This window comes from Hungatella hominis (assembly GCF_014288005.1).
Taxonomy (GTDB): domain Bacteria; phylum Bacillota; class Clostridia; order Lachnospirales; family Lachnospiraceae; genus Hungatella; species Hungatella effluvii.
In genome coordinates this window covers 40,386-55,756 of the sequence record NZ_JACOPB010000010.1, presented here as the reverse complement: position 1 = coordinate 55,756, position 15,371 = coordinate 40,386, and the positions used below count along the sequence as shown (strand labels likewise).

Annotated in this window: 20 protein-coding genes and 1 pseudogene; 1 reads left to right on the top strand and 20 read right to left on the bottom strand. The window is 43.5% G+C overall.

From position 1 onward, the window contains the following. From H8S75_RS19860 to H8S75_RS19805, 12 genes are all read right to left on the bottom strand, one after another. Positions 1 to 639, bottom strand: coding sequence for a hypothetical protein (locus tag H8S75_RS19860; protein WP_187023081.1), 639 nt, complete (start codon positions 637 to 639; stop codon positions 1 to 3). 12 nt (positions 640 to 651) lie between these two features. Further along, the gene (locus H8S75_RS19855; protein ID WP_187023080.1) at positions 652 to 1,176 is read right to left on the bottom strand and encodes a hypothetical protein; all 525 of its coding nucleotides are present in this window, start codon (positions 1,174 to 1,176) and stop codon (positions 652 to 654) included. 139 nt (positions 1,177 to 1,315) lie between these two features. After that, positions 1,316 to 1,687 carry a cysteine-rich VLP protein gene (locus H8S75_RS19850; RefSeq protein WP_187023079.1) on the bottom strand — a complete coding sequence of 124 codons (372 nt, stop codon included), beginning with the start codon at positions 1,685 to 1,687 and terminating at the stop codon, positions 1,316 to 1,318. Further along, positions 1,684 to 2,649, bottom strand: coding sequence for a DNA topoisomerase (locus H8S75_RS19845; protein ID WP_349768952.1), 966 nt, complete (start codon positions 2,647 to 2,649; stop codon positions 1,684 to 1,686). The genes H8S75_RS19850 and H8S75_RS19845 overlap by 4 nt, the downstream gene beginning before the upstream one ends. Continuing rightward, entirely contained in the window at positions 2,646 to 2,771 is a 126-nt protein-coding gene (locus H8S75_RS19840) for a DUF3789 domain-containing protein (RefSeq protein ID WP_349768958.1), read from the bottom strand. Before H8S75_RS19840 ends, H8S75_RS19845 begins: the two co-directional genes overlap by 4 nt. Positions 2,772 to 3,016: 245 nt before the next feature. After that, positions 3,017 to 3,568, bottom strand: a complete 552-nt coding sequence (locus tag H8S75_RS19835) for a DUF3795 domain-containing protein (RefSeq protein ID WP_187023078.1) — start codon at positions 3,566 to 3,568, stop codon at positions 3,017 to 3,019. Positions 3,569 to 3,652: 84 nt separating this feature from the next. Then, on the bottom strand, positions 3,653 to 4,069 hold the full coding sequence (locus H8S75_RS19830; protein WP_187023077.1) for a pyridoxamine 5'-phosphate oxidase family protein: 417 nt from the start codon (positions 4,067 to 4,069) through the stop codon (positions 3,653 to 3,655). Positions 4,070 to 4,150: 81 nt separating this feature from the next. After that, entirely contained in the window at positions 4,151 to 4,483 is a 333-nt protein-coding gene (locus tag H8S75_RS19825; RefSeq protein WP_187023076.1) for a DUF3795 domain-containing protein, read from the bottom strand. A gap of 438 nt (positions 4,484 to 4,921) precedes the next feature. Continuing rightward, on the bottom strand, positions 4,922 to 5,398 hold the full coding sequence (locus H8S75_RS19820) for a pyridoxamine 5'-phosphate oxidase family protein (RefSeq protein ID WP_187023075.1): 477 nt from the start codon (positions 5,396 to 5,398) through the stop codon (positions 4,922 to 4,924). Between the two features lie 51 nt (positions 5,399 to 5,449). Next, on the bottom strand, positions 5,450 to 5,824 hold the full coding sequence (locus tag H8S75_RS19815; RefSeq protein ID WP_187023074.1) for a DUF3795 domain-containing protein: 375 nt from the start codon (positions 5,822 to 5,824) through the stop codon (positions 5,450 to 5,452). Positions 5,825 to 5,869: 45 nt separating this feature from the next. After that, entirely contained in the window at positions 5,870 to 6,334 is a 465-nt protein-coding gene (locus H8S75_RS19810; RefSeq protein WP_187023073.1) for a VOC family protein, read from the bottom strand. Positions 6,335 to 6,473: 139 nt separating this feature from the next. Further along, positions 6,474 to 6,989, bottom strand: a complete 516-nt coding sequence (locus H8S75_RS19805) for an SLOG family protein (RefSeq protein WP_187023072.1) — start codon at positions 6,987 to 6,989, stop codon at positions 6,474 to 6,476. Positions 6,990 to 7,108: 119 nt separating this feature from the next. On the opposite strand from H8S75_RS19805, the gene H8S75_RS19800 reads away from it, so the two are divergent. Next, positions 7,109 to 7,396, top strand: a complete 288-nt coding sequence (locus H8S75_RS19800; protein WP_187023071.1) for a DUF4368 domain-containing protein — start codon at positions 7,109 to 7,111, stop codon at positions 7,394 to 7,396. Between the two features lie 120 nt (positions 7,397 to 7,516). Here H8S75_RS19800 and H8S75_RS19795 read toward each other — a convergent pair. The 8 genes and pseudogenes from H8S75_RS19795 to H8S75_RS19760 form a co-directional block, all read right to left on the bottom strand. Continuing rightward, positions 7,517 to 8,373 (bottom strand): annotated as a pseudogene (locus H8S75_RS19795) (DUF6017 domain-containing protein). A 30-nt stretch (positions 8,374 to 8,403) separates the two neighbouring features. Beyond that, positions 8,404 to 8,925 (bottom strand): DUF5720 family protein, encoded by a 522-nt coding sequence (locus H8S75_RS19790; RefSeq protein WP_187023070.1) that lies wholly within the window; start codon positions 8,923 to 8,925, stop codon positions 8,404 to 8,406. 299 nt (positions 8,926 to 9,224) lie between these two features. Continuing rightward, the gene (locus tag H8S75_RS19785) at positions 9,225 to 10,097 is read right to left on the bottom strand and encodes an IS3 family transposase (protein WP_349768957.1); all 873 of its coding nucleotides are present in this window, start codon (positions 10,095 to 10,097) and stop codon (positions 9,225 to 9,227) included. 49 nt (positions 10,098 to 10,146) lie between these two features. Next, positions 10,147 to 10,683, bottom strand: coding sequence for a helix-turn-helix domain-containing protein (locus tag H8S75_RS19780; protein WP_187023069.1), 537 nt, complete (start codon positions 10,681 to 10,683; stop codon positions 10,147 to 10,149). A gap of 256 nt (positions 10,684 to 10,939) precedes the next feature. Then, the gene (locus tag H8S75_RS19775) at positions 10,940 to 11,857 is read right to left on the bottom strand and encodes a DUF5688 family protein (protein ID WP_227898890.1); all 918 of its coding nucleotides are present in this window, start codon (positions 11,855 to 11,857) and stop codon (positions 10,940 to 10,942) included. Positions 11,858 to 11,939: 82 nt separating this feature from the next. After that, positions 11,940 to 12,266 carry a hypothetical protein gene (locus tag H8S75_RS19770; RefSeq protein ID WP_006775577.1) on the bottom strand — a complete coding sequence of 109 codons (327 nt, stop codon included), beginning with the start codon at positions 12,264 to 12,266 and terminating at the stop codon, positions 11,940 to 11,942. A gap of 80 nt (positions 12,267 to 12,346) precedes the next feature. After that, positions 12,347 to 13,141 (bottom strand): hypothetical protein, encoded by a 795-nt coding sequence (locus tag H8S75_RS19765; protein ID WP_187023068.1) that lies wholly within the window; start codon positions 13,139 to 13,141, stop codon positions 12,347 to 12,349. A gap of 21 nt (positions 13,142 to 13,162) precedes the next feature. After that, positions 13,163 to 15,367, bottom strand: a complete 2,205-nt coding sequence (locus H8S75_RS19760; RefSeq protein ID WP_187023067.1) for a PcfJ domain-containing protein — start codon at positions 15,365 to 15,367, stop codon at positions 13,163 to 13,165. Positions 15,368 to 15,371 lie beyond the last annotated feature (4 nt).

Genomic DNA, 15,371 nt, shown 5'->3' with positions numbered 1-15,371 from the left:
TTATCGTTCCTGCTGTTTTGATGGTTTCTGTTTTTGGGGCGTCTCCGTGTGCTTTGCCTCTTTTATCTGCTGCCGGAGGGAGGGTCTGTACTCCGACTCCGCTTCGGAATCCGTGATATTGACATACTCGCCAATGATACAAAGCGCCTCCCCGTAACTGCCGCAAGCAAACACCCGGTCCTTCATTTCCTTCGCCTGGTCCTTCAGGTCATGCTCCCGCAGGGTACGGGCAGCAATGCCTACCAGATTAAAGATATTGCCGTCCTGGCCGATCAGCGCACAATCTGGTTTTTCCGGCTCCGGCGAAGGTTCCCCGATAAAGCCGCCTAACCGGTTCGGTACAAAATCGGACAGCCAGGTGCCCCCAAAATTCTCATGGGTCTGCAAACGCCACATGGCAAGTTTCCCGATGTCCAGCTTTACATCCTCGAAAGGATAGAGCAGACAGGTAAGCTCCCCATACTGGAAAGTGGAAACATCCTCAAATTTACTGCCGTCCTTCAAAATCCCCGCCTCGGTGAACATCTCATTGATCCCGTCCACCCATTCCTTCAAATCCCCGCCGCAGCCCTGCAGGATCAGGCCGTCTTTGCCCTCCATGTGCCGCAGGTCATCGGTTGTGATCGTATTGATATTCAAATAAACCGCCTCCTATCGTTCCTGTTGATAATTGAGTTTCTGCCGGCCGGCTTTTGCCTCCGGCTGTTTCTTTAGCTGCCTGCGGACAGAGGATTTCTGCCCCGGTTCCCGCATATCCGTAAAAATATCGGATAACGGCTGCTCCCAGCGTTCCCCGAAGCCACGGACCACCGTGCCCTCCAGTGCGCCGTTTTCCTTGAACATTTCCAGCGTATCGAACGCCTGGTTAAACAGCTTGATATTTCTTTCGTCTACACAGGGCGCAAAGTGGATCACCCCTTTGGGATAATCCCCGCCGGTTCCAATCCAGCCCCGGACAAAATCATCATAGCCTTTTGTAATTCCAGCATCGGCCAGTTCGTTGGCATGGCTGGAAATCAATGTGCTTGTAGTTGCATACTGATAACCTAAGACCAATATGCCGATTTTCGGGTTATACATAAAGCGCCGGTTATCAATCTGCTGCATATCAATCATCTGCATCCTGGTATCAATCCGCATAAGCTCTTTTGTAACCGCTGTCTTTTCTATCCGCATCCCTCCCGTCCATTGATTTGTCCGCAACTTAGACCCGTTTCGGGGCGCCAGAGTATTCTTATACAGCCGCCCCTCAAACCAAGTCCCGAAAGCCTTGAAAAGCAAGCCTCTTTTGGGTTAAGCTGCGGACATATCACCCTTAATTTTTCCTAATCCGGCGCTTGCGTTCCCGCTCGGATTTCCGTCTGGCAAAAGCGCGGCAGGAATCCGAACAATAAGCCTGGCTGGTCGTAGGCAGATAGGCACTCCCGCAGACCGGGCAGGTCTTCTGTTTCAGGGAAGTGTCCTCTCCGGTAATGGCAGATTCCAGCGCCGGGTCCACAGGCAGCACCGACTTCTGAAAATACCGGCAGAAAGAGCCGGTCCACCATTTGTGCAGCATGTAACAGGGGCAGTCCAGGGGGCAGCAGAGCTTATCCCGGCTGTCATAGTTGGCGCACAGCTCCGTCACCTGCTTTCGGATCGCCGCCCGTTCCTGCCTGGTCAGTTCCCGTGAGGGCAGTCTGCTCATTTCCCCCTGCCTTTCTTAGCCGGAAATTCCAGCTTAAAATTCACATATTTACCGCCTGTGTCATCCAGCAGCACCACCGCGTCATAGGTCTTTCCCGTCTTTTCGCTGTAAAGCCCGGATATGGAAACGCGGCCCTCTTTCAGAAGGGCCGCCGCCACAGACTTTGTTATGGATTTTTTCTTGCCGGAAAAGAATTTATTGTCTTTCCACAGTACAAAGGAACAGTCCTGGTTATCACAAAAGAACCCTTTTTTACCTTCATACACAGAAGCACCACGGCGCGGACAGGTGCCGACAGCCTTGCGCCCGTTATTCTTTGCATCCGGAAACAGGCCGGTAAAACGTTCCTCCGGGGCGGTATGCTCCTTTACCAGCGTCCGGCTCATATCCGCGATCTGCCCCATAAAGGACCCTGCTGCCAGCTCGCCACGTTCCACCTGTTTCAGCATGGACTCCCATTCTGCTGTCAGGACCGGCGACTTGATGTTGTCCGGCAGTATGGTAATCAGGTTCGTCCCCTTTTCCGTAGGGATAAGCTGCTTTTTCTTCCGGTCCACAAATCCGGCAGAGACCAACTTTTCCAAGATGGCCGCACGGGTGGCCGGGGTGCCTAACCCCTTGCGCTCGGCATCCTCCGGCATATCCCCGGCTCCGGCGGTCTCCATAGCCGCCAGAAGGGAATCCTCCGTATAGTGCTTCGGCGGGGAGGTTTTGCCCTCCCGGATGCCGGCAGAGATCGTTTCAAAAACCTGCCCCTCCTGCAGCATGGGAAGGGAAGCGTCCGTACTCCCGTCATCCTCCGGGCTGGATTGTTTCAATCCCATGCGGTAGAGGCATTCCACTTCCTTCCATCCGGCCTGTAATACGGTTTTCCCCTTTGCCGTGAAGGAATTGCCCCGGCAGTCCAGAACCGCCGCCAGTGACATGGCGACGGAGGGCTTTTCCGCAATTACTAACTTCAATGTTCAGACCTCCTTTGCATATCTTCAAATTCTTCGTCCGCCTGCTTTCCTGTCTGCAAAAGACACATCAGCACAACGCCGGCAGACATTCCTCCGGTGAATGTAAGAAAGTGTGTAATCATGTTCCACATAAAAATCGCCTCCTTATTGAGCTTGGTTAATAAAAAACGCAAAGGCCTTCAACACCTTTGCGTTTTATTACAAAGAAAAGGCACCACTAAAAATATGTGGCGCAGTTTCAAAAATATTTAATCCAAAATAGGGTTTAATTCTCCGCAGCTTGCTGCGAGAAAGTTTATTTGGGGGAAGGGAAGATTAGATGATCTATAAGCATTGATTCATGTGTAAAAATCATAGCATATTCAAATTATCCCTTTTTCTTATGGAGCTTTAAGTCAATATTTTTCGCTGCCGCTGCATCCTGCAGTAATCCGGCGACAAAAGCGCTTTTTTCTTTGAGCGTCAGTGTTTCCATATCAGGTTTACGCTCCATTTCTCTAAGTACCGTTTGCAGCTCTTGCAGTTCCAGCAGGTTGACGGCTACACAAAAGAGTGTCTTTTTACGGCCATCATTATAATTGGATAATAAAACCTCCAGAATGTCGGCCTTCTCCGCCTGCTCTGCATTATAAGCATCTATCCCGAATCGTTTGGCCTTTTCCATATCAGATTTTCGGTTTCGGTGTGTTATAAAGGAATCAAAATCGTCAATATGACCGTATTTTTCACAGGGGTATTCGCTGCATTGGAAACAATATTCAACACCGCCATGTTCCATACTGCACCTTGCAATTTTGCAGGATTGGTTCCCCTCACCGCCGCCGCAGCCGGGGCAGTTTTTATTCAAGAACATGGGGCAAAGCCCGCAATTCAAACCGCAAAGGGAAAATAATTGATTTTTCCGGTTAAATCCTTTCATGGAACCTCCTTAAACAGCCTACCTGCAAACGGTTAGGATAAGCTATAATAATACTTGACCTAACACTGTAGGAAATTTGAAAATTTAAAATTCATATCTTGTACCATGCAAGAGCAACAGGCCATCTGTTAATTCCACACGCAGAATGATGGTGTTTTCATCGTTAAAATCAGTATGACCGTTATCAATCCATTCAGCAAAGACTTTTTTCAGCTTTTCAGCAATCACACAGTTTTCTTTTTTTCTGAAATAACCCAGGCTAGCGCCTTTTCCATGCGCTGTAAACCACTCGCCAGCGATTGCAACAACAGGATTCTCCTTTATATGTTTCATTTTATTCGAGAGTGCATATGTAATAATATAAAATGCACCATCTTCGTAATAAGCATTTACATATCGCACATAAGGCATTTCATTTTCTGTTGTTGCCAATGCTATAATTGTGTCTTTTCCAAAGCGTTCAATCATTATCTGTTCGGCTTCTCGACTAAATTGTTTCATTAAATTATTCTCTCTCTGAATCACGGTTTGCTCTCTGTTCAAAGTTCCGACAGACTGTAAGTTGTCAAACTGATATGCAGCCTATCCCCTCAGATTTTTTAGAGCGTCGGGGTTATTTGCGATAATCTCTCCAACTGTCTGACATATTACCAGGTCTGGGCAGTCGCCACATGTCGCCACACCCTTTTTCAATGCACATTGACGAATACCGCAAAGACTATCGCAGTATACAGTTTTAATTCCATCAACACGACAGCCTTCACAGTTGATATGTTCAGGCAAAATGGGAGCATTATTTAACTCGGCCCATCGTTTTGCAGTTTTCTCACGCAACGCCTGGTCGTCATTGATTGTTGCCAGATATGCGTCACACTTTTCACAGTCAAGTCCGCAGTATGCAATCCTATCCTTCATAGATATGTACCTCCTAAAATATTTTAACTTATTTTCTTAGATGTATTATATACAGTAACGATTTTTATTGAAAAAAGAATCATTACAGCATTTGCTGCAATCGTTCCCGTCCATGTCATCAGTATGGAGCTGAACAGAGCGGATTGAGCAAACATACTTGTGTCAATATCTTCTTTAGCATTTTCATAAGTTCTTGTCCGTCCAAAGACTGGAAGCTATCAGTCATATTTTTCGATATTTACAGTGGCAATCGACTGGATATGATGGCTTAAAATACTGCGGAAAATCTTTTCCTATCTCTATCTTCATGATTGTACCTTCTAATAAAAATTTTGATTTCCCTTTCTACATAGCTACTCCACAAACTGGAATTGTAAGAGTGGCTTCCCTCAATAGAGTGCTCATTAGATACCGCTTAACGCCTTTATTAATTGACAGTCATTCAACCTCTACCTTATTTACAAAGTCCAAATTATAACGCAAAGCACCGTGGTCTCTAAATATCGTCGCACTTGTAATACGGATTGCCAAAATAACGCAGTTTTCATCCTGCTCATTATTTGCATCGTCGTACCAGTCTGCAAATACTTCACGGAGTTTCGTTCTTAGAGCAGCGTTTTGGGGTTCCAAAACCCATCCGAGATTTTCTCCAATTCCATGTCCGTATATCCCCTCAAAGCAAACCGAAAACGCAACCTCTTTGTTATGAGCTATTTGCTGCATTTTATTTGATTTTGCTGACGTTGTGACATAAAACACGCCATCTTCATAATAAGCACTAACATCACGAACACTAGAGCGAGGAAAACCATCAGCACTCGGTTCCGTGGCAGTAGTTGAAAGTGCAATGACATTATCTTTCTTGTTGCCACAACTTTCTTCGATTAATTTCATTCCTTCTTCATACCTGTTCATTGTCAATTCCTCCATCAATTCTCATTTATCGTTCACAATACAACCTGAAACTTATCTCACTCCTGTCAAGATAAAATTCATTAACTGCTCTACATCATCAAAATCATCATAATCTCCATTTACGCCAGCTCGATGGTACAAAACTCCATTTTTCTCATTTCTCTCTAAACAGTCCAAAAGCTTTTCTTCTCCATATTTTTTAGCAAATAGAGTAAATGTGTATGGTTTAATTTTGCCCAATAATCCTTTTTTGCAATTTTCTTCACACTTATAACAATGAGTCAACTCTTTTGCAATCGAACACTTTTTATTCTCACAAAAATCATTATCTGGGCAACCGTTTGAACCACATCCATTACACTCAACATTTTCTGAGCATAAACAACACGCAAGACCACATCTAGCAATTCCTAATTCTCGTTTCATGGGACACCTCCATAACCTCCGATTTGTTTATTCGTCTATCATGTATTAGCTGTTTAGAAGTTTTGTCAAATCCTCAATAGAAACATCCATTTTCACAGAAACTTCTTCCATAGTCATGCCGGAATCAAGAAAACGTTTTATCACCATTTTCATATCCTCGCCAACCTCAATGATGTGTCCGTCCAAATCGTAAAACCGAATCACCCGCTGGCCCCAGCTATGCTCGATCACTTCTCCCAGATATTCAATATCCGGGTATTCTTTCAACTTGTTTAAAAAACCGTCAAAGTCCTGTTCCTCAAAGACGATTTCCGCATTGTTGGATTTTTTTATTACCTTTTCTTTTGGCAGATCTACAAGCCAGTCAAAATCCTGCTGCAATGCCAGGCCGCAGGTAAAAGCAATGTTTCTACCGTAATCCTGAAATACTTCCAATCCAAATAAATCCTCATAGAATTTTCTCGCGGCGTTAATGTCGGCCACCGATATAAGCATACATACATGTTTCATGCAAATACTCCTTTTAAACTGTGGTTTCCCATTTCCACAAAAGGTTATCTATAATTATCTGTAAGTTCAACCGAATTTGTCACTGGCCTTCTCGGTTGAACATTTATTATACCATAGAGCAACCGGTATCTCCACTTTTTCATATCCGGTTTTGTCCAAGATTTGTCCCGTTTTTGTCCAAGATTAATCCTACGGGTATTTCCCGCAGTTCCTTCCGAAATTGGTGAGCAAAGCGGATCGTCTTAACCGTACCGCCTTTTTCCCGTCCGTCATATACAGCAATTACACGGTCTGAATGTTCCACCATGTAGCGGCTGCGTTTGGCATAAACGTTGGGCCTGTATTCTTCCTGAATTATGAGAACCTCTGCACAGGCATCTAGCAGGGTGTTTGTGTGTTCCTTCTGGCACAGGCTGTCCTTCCGTTTCCGGTATGGAAGCACCGCAATCAGCTTCAAATCTGGATTTTTATTCTGCAGCTCCAGAATAATCTCCGCAAAGTATTGATCCACGCCATCCGTAAAGCCGGAGAGAAAGACAGTGAAACCATCGTTTACTGCTTTTCCAATTTCCTGGCGCAGAGCCACCTTTACATGGGCTGTTTCATCAGCAGGTATATCTCTGTGTCCTGTGACACAGCAAGTCTTTCCTTCCATCAGGTTCCTCCGATTGATAGATTTATTTTTGTCTCTCTTTATTATAATAGATTTATTTTTTTCAAGTCAACGCAAACACCCCTTTTTAATTTGTGAATAATGCATCTGTGTGAGGCCAAATGAGTGAGGACTACGAAAGACAGACCAATCTAATCCAGACGGTATTAGAAACTTTAAACCGGGAACAGGCGGAACTTGATAACGGCGTGGATATAGAAAATGCTTTCTTAGTCACGTTCCGCAAATATCAGAATATCACAACGCTGACAAGAGAATTACTCGTTGAGCTAATAGACCACATCAAAGTTTACGAAAATGGAAATATCAGTGTTAAGTTTAATTTTGCCGACGAGTACCGCCGTGTAGTAGAATACATAGAGGCCAACACCCACAAAGCGGTGGGTTGACCTCTGAAAAAATTAGCTTGTTAGTTTTTTCCTAATAAATACGTTTCATAATACCGGCACAGTATTTCTTTTCATCGTGCCCGCCTCCTTTCCATGATGAAAAAAAGCACCCGAAGGCGCCTAACAGCCGTACAGGTCATGGTTGACCTCGGCACGGTAATAACTGTCCATTGTTGCCGGGGCATTATACAGTGCCGCCAGCAGGTATGCCTTGATGTTTCCAATTTTTGTGGTGTTCCTGTCGATACAGTCAAAGACATACTCCAAGTGGCCGGAATTGATTTTCAGGAAACGGCCCTTTACCACCTCCCTGGGAAAATCATCCCCGGCGATACGGATAAAGGGGCGTTTGGACAAGACCACTTCAAGCATAAGCTCCATAGTCTCGTCCAGACGTTCTTTCCCATACCGGGAGACCATACAGTCATATTCAATATTTTCTTTCAGGATTTCACGATAAGCGTCTATCAGTTCAATCCGATCCATCCCATCCGGGCGGCTTGCCGCCTCCGGCCCTGCCGGATAGATTGATGGATGGGTCCTTGATATATCCGTTTTTGATTGTTTAGTTTTTAATGGATTAGTATTTAATTGTGCGGGATTTTCCTGTCCAGGTTCAGCCTGTTCAGGTTTTGCCTGTCTTGGATTTTCCCGTTTAGGTGAATCCTCCTGTTTTTCGGCGCCTGCAGGCTTTTCATGAATCGTATACTCAATGTCTCCGAGCTGCCCGTTCTCATAGCGGAGGCGCTGCCTAGTGAGATACCCATGCCGCTCCAGTTCTTTCAGGGCGGTGGTGATCGAATCCACACCGTCCTTACAGATATGGGCGAGCCCCTTTGTGGTATAGTCCCAATCTTCCGGCAGCGACAGCATGAGGGAGAGAGCCCCTTTGCCTTTAAGGACAGTTCTGTATTGCGCAAATGGTGGTTGCACATGATCGTGAAGTCCTTTGTTTTTTCTACCCGGAATACAGCCATTTCACAGCCTCCTTTCTCCGGTTATTTCCGTTACAAGGCGCGGTCCCTGCGGTCATAGTGGAGATGGCCGCCTGAGACCTTCGCATGGTTTTTCAGTTTCACTTCGCCCCGTTCCTGGCTGTCTAAAAATTTCTGATAGCCGGCGTCCGTAAGGAACAGGCGCATCTTATCGCCCTTGTCACCCACAGGGGCATCATAAGAGAGCACATCAAAGACGATCATGTGCCGAACCTCCGGGTCAAAGCGTTCCAGCGCCATGATGTCATGCCCCTTCAATTTCTCAGCGCCGGATTTCTGCCTGTCCTCCGCGATCAGCTCCCCGATAGTGCGTCCTGCCTGCGGAAGTCGGTAATTTTTCTGAATATCCCTCACCAGATCCATGCACTCGGCATCTGACAGGGGGCGCAACTTTTCCATGAGGTTCTTTGCCGCCTTCCTCCGCGCCGGATCGCCGGCATACTGTGAAGCCATAGAAAGCTCATTGATAACGGCATACCGTTCACAGCCTTCTGTCTGATATAGCATCCGTTTTTCCATTTCGTTCAGTTCCATGTGAATCTCCTTTCTTCTGAAAATGGGTATGAAAAAAGGGCGCCCACCTGTTAAAGTGAAACGCCCACGGCAATCAGCGGCCAGGCAATACACCGGACCGCTGGCACTATTAAATTTTGTCGGTAATGAAACAGCCTCCTTTATTCGATAATTTTCTCGTCACATTTCAACTTGGAAAAGGAATTGAATAAATGACGGCAAACGCTCAAACCCCTTGAAAATGGTGTGCTACCCGTCAAGTAGACATTTTAAATATCGAAAGATTTTTGGCTTTTGCCGCCCGTAACAGGGCGGCATTTTTACGCTGCTAACATCATTTTTTTGTGATACTCTGTCGGTGTTAGTATTTCCAGCTTTCTTTGTACACGTTTGTTCGTGTAATAATTCATATAATCATGGATGGCCGCTATCAGTCCTTCCTTCGCTGCATACTTTTTCGTATAATACATCTCCCTTTTCATCAGGCCCCAGAAGCCTTCCATCGGTCCATTGTCAATACACCTTGCAACTCGTGACATACTTTGTCTCATACCTGCCTTCACTATTCTCTGGCGAAAATCGTTGCTTGTATATTGATAGCCTCTGTCTGAATGGAACAGCGGATGTACATCCGGATTTTCCTTTATTGCATAATCGAAGGTGTCAAATACCAGCGGATTGTCATTATGATCGCTAATTATATAAGAAACTGGTCTCTTATCACAAAGGTCAATGATGGCACTTAGATATATTTTACCTGCTTTCTCTGTACCAACCCCATATTTGAATTCTGTGACATCTGTTACCCATTTTTCATTCGGTCTTTCTGCCCCAAACTCACGGTTCAATATATTCTCTGCTACATAAGCCGGGTCCGATGCCGGTTTTGTACAGCAATTATGACGGCCTTTCACGATGGATTGGATCTTCTTTTTACGGCAGATGCGTAATACCCGTTTCTCGTTCACACAGATGTCTTCATCATGTTCGAGGGCATCCCGCAAACGCCGGTATCCCATATCTGGATGTTCTGTATGCATAGATTCGATTCTTTCAGCGATCCTTTTATTCAGCGCATCATTTGGGCTGTCCGTGTGATTCAGCCATTTATAATAAGCGGCACGGCTTACTCCCCCTAATCTGCACAATTCTATTACGGAATAACCGTTGTGTTCTCCTGTTAATTCCTTGATTGTAAGATATGCAGTTAAATGCCGTGTTCTTTCTAAAATCGCCTCCTCTCTATTTCTTCGAGTTTTTTAAGAAATCAATCTCCATCTGCTGCTTTTTATTTTCAGCTCGTAACATTCGTTTTTCAATCTGAAGACATTCCTGTTCCGATAAAGTCTCCTCAGATTTTAACTTGCCACGTCGGTCAACCAGTTTTTCCGCTCCACCGGAATTGTATTTTTTTACCCATGAATAAACCTGTCCATAGGAAACCTGGAATTCTCTGGCGCTTAATGCATAATTATTATTGTTCGCAATACAATGCTCCACAATCCGTATACGTTCCTCTAATGTTGTTTTTCGTGTTGTATCTTTAACCATGTCAAATGATCCCTCCGGCCTTGAATCCATTAATTCTTCATGGTTATTATACATCATTACCCATTGTCTGACAGTAGTTGGTGCAAATATTTCGTATTCAGCTGCTACCGATTGATATGTCTTCCCTCCTGCAAGATAAGCGTTAACTACCAGCAGCTTAAACTCTGCCGAGTAATTAAGATTTGAATGGTTGGCAGTCAGATAAGCATCGCCAAACTGTGGTCGCATTGACACAGCTTAGAAATGTAGGCGGCTCCCCGTTTTGGTCCTGGTATGGATTCGGAAGCCGCTGCTGCTTCCTACTGAGTAGGTCCGGCGTGCGCACGAGTCGCTGGTATTCCCTTCCACTGTATGTACGACACCGTTTTCACAGTATTCTACTATGCCTACATGATCTGCATCTCCAGAGTTGTCCATTCTTCACGGCTGGTAAATGCCGTTATTTCAGATATACAAGTGTAGTCCCTTGTAAACTGTACTTTACCTAACTATAAACTTCTTTCACTACTTCCATTTTATCAGAATCGCGTCTGTAAGTGAATATCATATCCGACAAAAATCCTTCTTCATCCGGACTATCAGAATTGACGCTAGCTATTAAACTGCGAATCTCCTCTGGCCGTATAATGCTGACAGGATGAATAACTGCATAATCATAGTTAAGGAATACAATATATAAATCTTCCCCTAAGATATCACTTAATTTTTTTGCTACTCCAGGAAGGAAAATTGAAACTGCTCCATTGAATATGACTTCATTTGTAACCCCAACCATATCATATCCAGCATCCTTTTGAAATATATCGGTATCCATAACAGAATATGCCTCAAGACCTGTCAACATAATTGGCGGGAATAAATTATATGTATTCGTAAATGCCTCTTTTATTACCTCTTCTTTTCCTTTATTCCATATCTCCAGGTACTCGGAACTCACAGCACTGCTTACATAGGCTCCATGAACAAAGCCAATATGAATATAGACAGTCAAAGCAATGTCACCAATTAAATCGTACATACCGTCTTTTAACTTTTCCATATGTTTTACATAATTAATCGGTCGAATAATCAGGTGACTTCGTATCTGCTCATAATCATCAGCGACTTCCAGCGGGCTGATTTTTCCAACTTCCCCAGCCTGTCTCAGTTTACTTTCCACTATTCTCAAAATATGTTTCAAATCCATTTTGTCAAATGCAAGTGCTTCATATAATTCCTGTGTATGGAAACTCAATTCGTAAGTTCCATTCATTTTTTTTCCTTGCTTGCTCACCACCAGTAAATCCAAGGTTCTCCCATTGTTCTGTGGTGTTGTCCTAAATTCTATACTCGTTCCATTCCATCCTTTTGTTACTTCGCGTATTTTCTGGCAAAGCGCCGCAATAAATTCTTCATATTTCATATAAGCCTCCATTTCATGCCACTATGGGCAACTATCTTTTTTCATATTTGTATAATAACTACGGAACAATGTCATTATGGTATCAAATCCTGCCTATGAGATTTTCCATCCATACATCATCAAAATTATAATTATATTTCTCTTTGAGCTCTTTAATAAGTTTAAGTTTTAGGGAAAACAAACTGTCGCTTAAGCTTTGGCAGCTATGTGTTGTATGACGCAAAAGAAAACAACTCTGTTTTAACGCTAAAATCTGAGTCACTAATTCTTCTATCGCAGGATTTGAATCTACAAAATCTTCCACATCTTCAATCCCATCATGCAACTCAAAATATTCCCAAGATGTATACACCGGATAGGGAATCAATCTTCCATCTATCCTGATATTTCTGTTAATATAGTCTCTCATCCCATATCCTCTTCTTATAAGAAATGGTACGGAAGCCGCCAGATATCATATGTCCCGGCGGCTTCCTGCCTATTTTTTATTTACTCTTCTGTTTCGTAAACATATATGTACACATTGTAGCTTCTCTTCCTATTTATAAGCTTCACATGAAAATTACAATATGTTCCCTCGCAGTACAAGTGATATTCCTTGTCTTCAGATGGCTCTGCTCCATAATACGCTCCAAGTTTCGGAATGTCGGAAATGCCCTTGCCAAGCTGTTCCTCCAAAATATACGCAGAGAATTTTTCCATTTCCTGCACCATGTACTGGTTTCCATCCGTACCCTTTTGTGGAAACCACTTATTCCACCACCGATATCCATCATGGTCTGCACGGTTATATGCAATGAGGTGGTCTGGCTCCATCGAAAATTCTGCTTCTGTCATTAGAAGAAACTCATCCTCTCCAAAAATCAATTCCTGGCACCAATAGCAGTACCCTGACATCATTAATTCCCGTTCTTCTTCTGTCCGGTCCGGAAATAAGTTTTGGATATGCGGAGCCGGCAGGCCGCTTCCCCTACGATTAAAACGCGAGTTGCTGTACCAGCTGTATTTATTCATGTCCTCATCTGTAAGATAAATACTTGTAACGGTTCCACACATAGGGCATTGCTTCTCCACTTCAAAACGACCTTCAACCTCTTTTTTAGACATCTCGCGTGGAATATAAACATACTCATATTCATCAGTCATATTTTTATCATCGAAAAACGATAGTACCATTGGAGGTTCGCTGTCTTTTTCTATCACTGAAAACCTCTGATTCTCAAAATTCTTATAAATCGCTTTTTCCGCTGTTTCATTCTTAATATAGTAAAGCTTCTGTTTCATTTGTCGTATCCCTCCTTGATTTTATGCGGCCACAAGTTCGCTATTCTGACCGTCTGCTTCCGTTACCCCTGCATCCTCCATACACAAAGAAACTTCCATCAAATCAGCTTCCAGAACATCAGCTAAAGGCATGCCCGCAAGATGACCATGCCATACTTTCGCATTTTTCTTCCGCAGTTCTTTAAATTCTTCTACACGGAGACTTGCGCTTACTTTGGCCAGCCGGTAATCCTCCTCTGTTAATCGTGGCTGGATTGCCTTCTGCCATTTTTTTATAAAGCTGACAGCCTGATTGAAATCTACATTTTGTCGGTCACCGCTTGTACGCTTTTGACGGACAGTCCCGTCCGGTTCAAATTCCAATGTATAGAATGACTTCTCTGGCTGATCTGCTTTCCTCAAAAATGCAATATAGCTTTCCCTTCTCTGTATCCGTTCATAATAGTCATCGCTGAATCGTATACAATGCCTGAGTGCCCTGCCCTCCTGTATAATATCCTCAATCCGATTTGGAATAAGAAGAACATACTTCTGATCTCTATACTCATACTTTTCTTTGATGGACTCGCAGATTGCATCCACATCCGGATATACTTTTGCGATATCAACTGCCTGAAGCGTTATGTTTTTATCTTCACACAACTGTAGAACTTCATCATGGCTTTCAACCAGATTTTTGGGCTTATAGAATATTTCCAATGTGATATCACGTTTCAGCCGTTTTGACATATTGAGATAATCCTGCCAGGTAGATATAAGTTCCAGGGGAGGTCGGTTAGTTAATGCATACTGACGTTTCAGATAATTGCATATTCTTAATTCACTCATTCTATCCTGGATGAATTTTATATTCTCCGGTCGGATATCCTGTTCTTCAAAATAGCAAATTACTGAATCCACGATATTTTTGCGTTTTTTCTTTTCATACCGCATCCATATAAGAAACAATTCGCCCCCATCATTATTCCGCAACCGTCCCAAACGGTTTCCGTCTATTCCTAGCGACTTTGCCAAACTATGGGATTCTGACACCTCAATCCGACAATTGAGTGCATCCAGCGTAAGGTGTTTTAGTCCTGCCTTGATAAAGCGTTCCAGATACGGGGCCTCAGCCAGGCCGCTAAGATAATCATTCGGACTTATTTTGTATCCGGTAGATATCAACTGCGGCAGACCTGTCCTGTTTAATATATGGCGGGACAGTGCTGGTACTGTACGTTTATACACAGCACCAGCATGGTTTAGTTTATAATCGTTGTATCCATAAAAAAACGAGTAACTGGGATAGCCTTTAATCCAGCGGTATCCTCTTTGTTTATACCTGCCATAGTAATACTGTGTGTCTGTTAGATTCTTATCATAAATAACTCTTCCGGTTTCATTACACATTATTTTTGGTGTTTTATACTCCCCTTTCTGATAAAATCGTTGTGCTGTAAACTGCCGGATTATAAGACCATCACCGTACTTTTGCGGTAAATAAACCTGTTCTGCTTTTGTACAAAGCCTCCCTGCTTTTCCCTTAGCTTTATACTGGATACGATGCCCGCAGCATATACAGGTACCATATGTATTATGTCTGGCTTTCTTCACTGGTACTATTTTCTCGCACCAGGTACAAAACCCCTCTTTCACATTTTTTGAATAGTCATAAAATATAAAATTCTCATTCAATCCATGTCTGTTTACCCAGCGAAGCCAATCTTTTGGAACATCGGGGACCAACTTCATCGCCGCCTCCCATAGAGATGTCTCTTTTTTATATCTATTCTCCAGACGCTCCTCCAGGATGGACTGCTGGTACTGGTAGATACCTTTCATACCTTTCTGGGTAACTCCCAGATATTCAGCCAATCTAATGTCTTCTTCTGGTGTTATGTAGGCACATGAATAACTGTAATAATGCGGAAATTCAAGAGCCTCCACACACGCGGTCCGCCATTTTCCCTTTACTGTATCCCAAGTGAGATATTCTCTTTTACTCTTATCAATGAAAATTTCATATAATGGTTTTTTACTTCCCAGCCGTAAATCCCTCGCCAAATAGATAGCAACCATCAAAATACCGTCACAAATTTTACTCTGCAGATATACCTCTCGCTGGAAGACAGGCTCAACTCTTTGCCACCCAATCTTTTTATTCTCCGGTATATCCTGTTCTGCCATACAAAGCATTTCATCTGTTGCATACAGATGTCCCAGCTTTTTCAGTCTTATTTTCTTCATGACT

Bases quoted from the DNA above. Each gene is read 5' to 3' on its own strand.
- H8S75_RS19855 (WP_187023080.1), bottom strand. From the start codon at position 1,176: ATGCGGATAGAAAAGACAGCGGTTACAAAAGAGCTTATGCGGATTGAT.
- H8S75_RS19850 (WP_187023079.1), bottom strand. From the start codon at position 1,687: ATGAGCAGACTGCCCTCACGGGAACTGACCAGGCAGGAACGGGCGGCG.
- H8S75_RS19840 (WP_349768958.1), bottom strand. From the start codon at position 2,771: ATGATTACACACTTTCTTACATTCACCGGAGGAATGTCTGCCGGCGTT.
- H8S75_RS19835 (WP_187023078.1), bottom strand. From the start codon at position 3,568: ATGAAAGGATTTAACCGGAAAAATCAATTATTTTCCCTTTGCGGTTTG.
- H8S75_RS19830 (WP_187023077.1), bottom strand. From the start codon at position 4,069: ATGAAACAATTTAGTCGAGAAGCCGAACAGATAATGATTGAACGCTTT.
- H8S75_RS19825 (WP_187023076.1), bottom strand. From the start codon at position 4,483: ATGAAGGATAGGATTGCATACTGCGGACTTGACTGTGAAAAGTGTGAC.
- H8S75_RS19820 (WP_187023075.1), bottom strand. From the start codon at position 5,398: ATGAACAGGTATGAAGAAGGAATGAAATTAATCGAAGAAAGTTGTGGC.
- H8S75_RS19815 (WP_187023074.1), bottom strand. From the start codon at position 5,824: ATGAAACGAGAATTAGGAATTGCTAGATGTGGTCTTGCGTGTTGTTTA.
- H8S75_RS19810 (WP_187023073.1), bottom strand. From the start codon at position 6,334: ATGAAACATGTATGTATGCTTATATCGGTGGCCGACATTAACGCCGCG.
- H8S75_RS19805 (WP_187023072.1), bottom strand. From the start codon at position 6,989: ATGGAAGGAAAGACTTGCTGTGTCACAGGACACAGAGATATACCTGCT.
- H8S75_RS19800 (WP_187023071.1), top strand. From the start codon at position 7,109: ATGAGTGAGGACTACGAAAGACAGACCAATCTAATCCAGACGGTATTA.
- H8S75_RS19790 (WP_187023070.1), bottom strand. From the start codon at position 8,925: ATGGAACTGAACGAAATGGAAAAACGGATGCTATATCAGACAGAAGGC.
- H8S75_RS19780 (WP_187023069.1), bottom strand. From the start codon at position 10,683: ATGCGACCACAGTTTGGCGATGCTTATCTGACTGCCAACCATTCAAAT.
- H8S75_RS19775 (WP_227898890.1), bottom strand. From the start codon at position 11,857: ATGAAATATGAAGAATTTATTGCGGCGCTTTGCCAGAAAATACGCGAA.
- H8S75_RS19770 (WP_006775577.1), bottom strand. From the start codon at position 12,266: ATGAGAGACTATATTAACAGAAATATCAGGATAGATGGAAGATTGATT.
- H8S75_RS19765 (WP_187023068.1), bottom strand. From the start codon at position 13,141: ATGAAACAGAAGCTTTACTATATTAAGAATGAAACAGCGGAAAAAGCG.
- H8S75_RS19760 (WP_187023067.1), bottom strand. From the start codon at position 15,367: ATGAAGAAAATAAGACTGAAAAAGCTGGGACATCTGTATGCAACAGAT.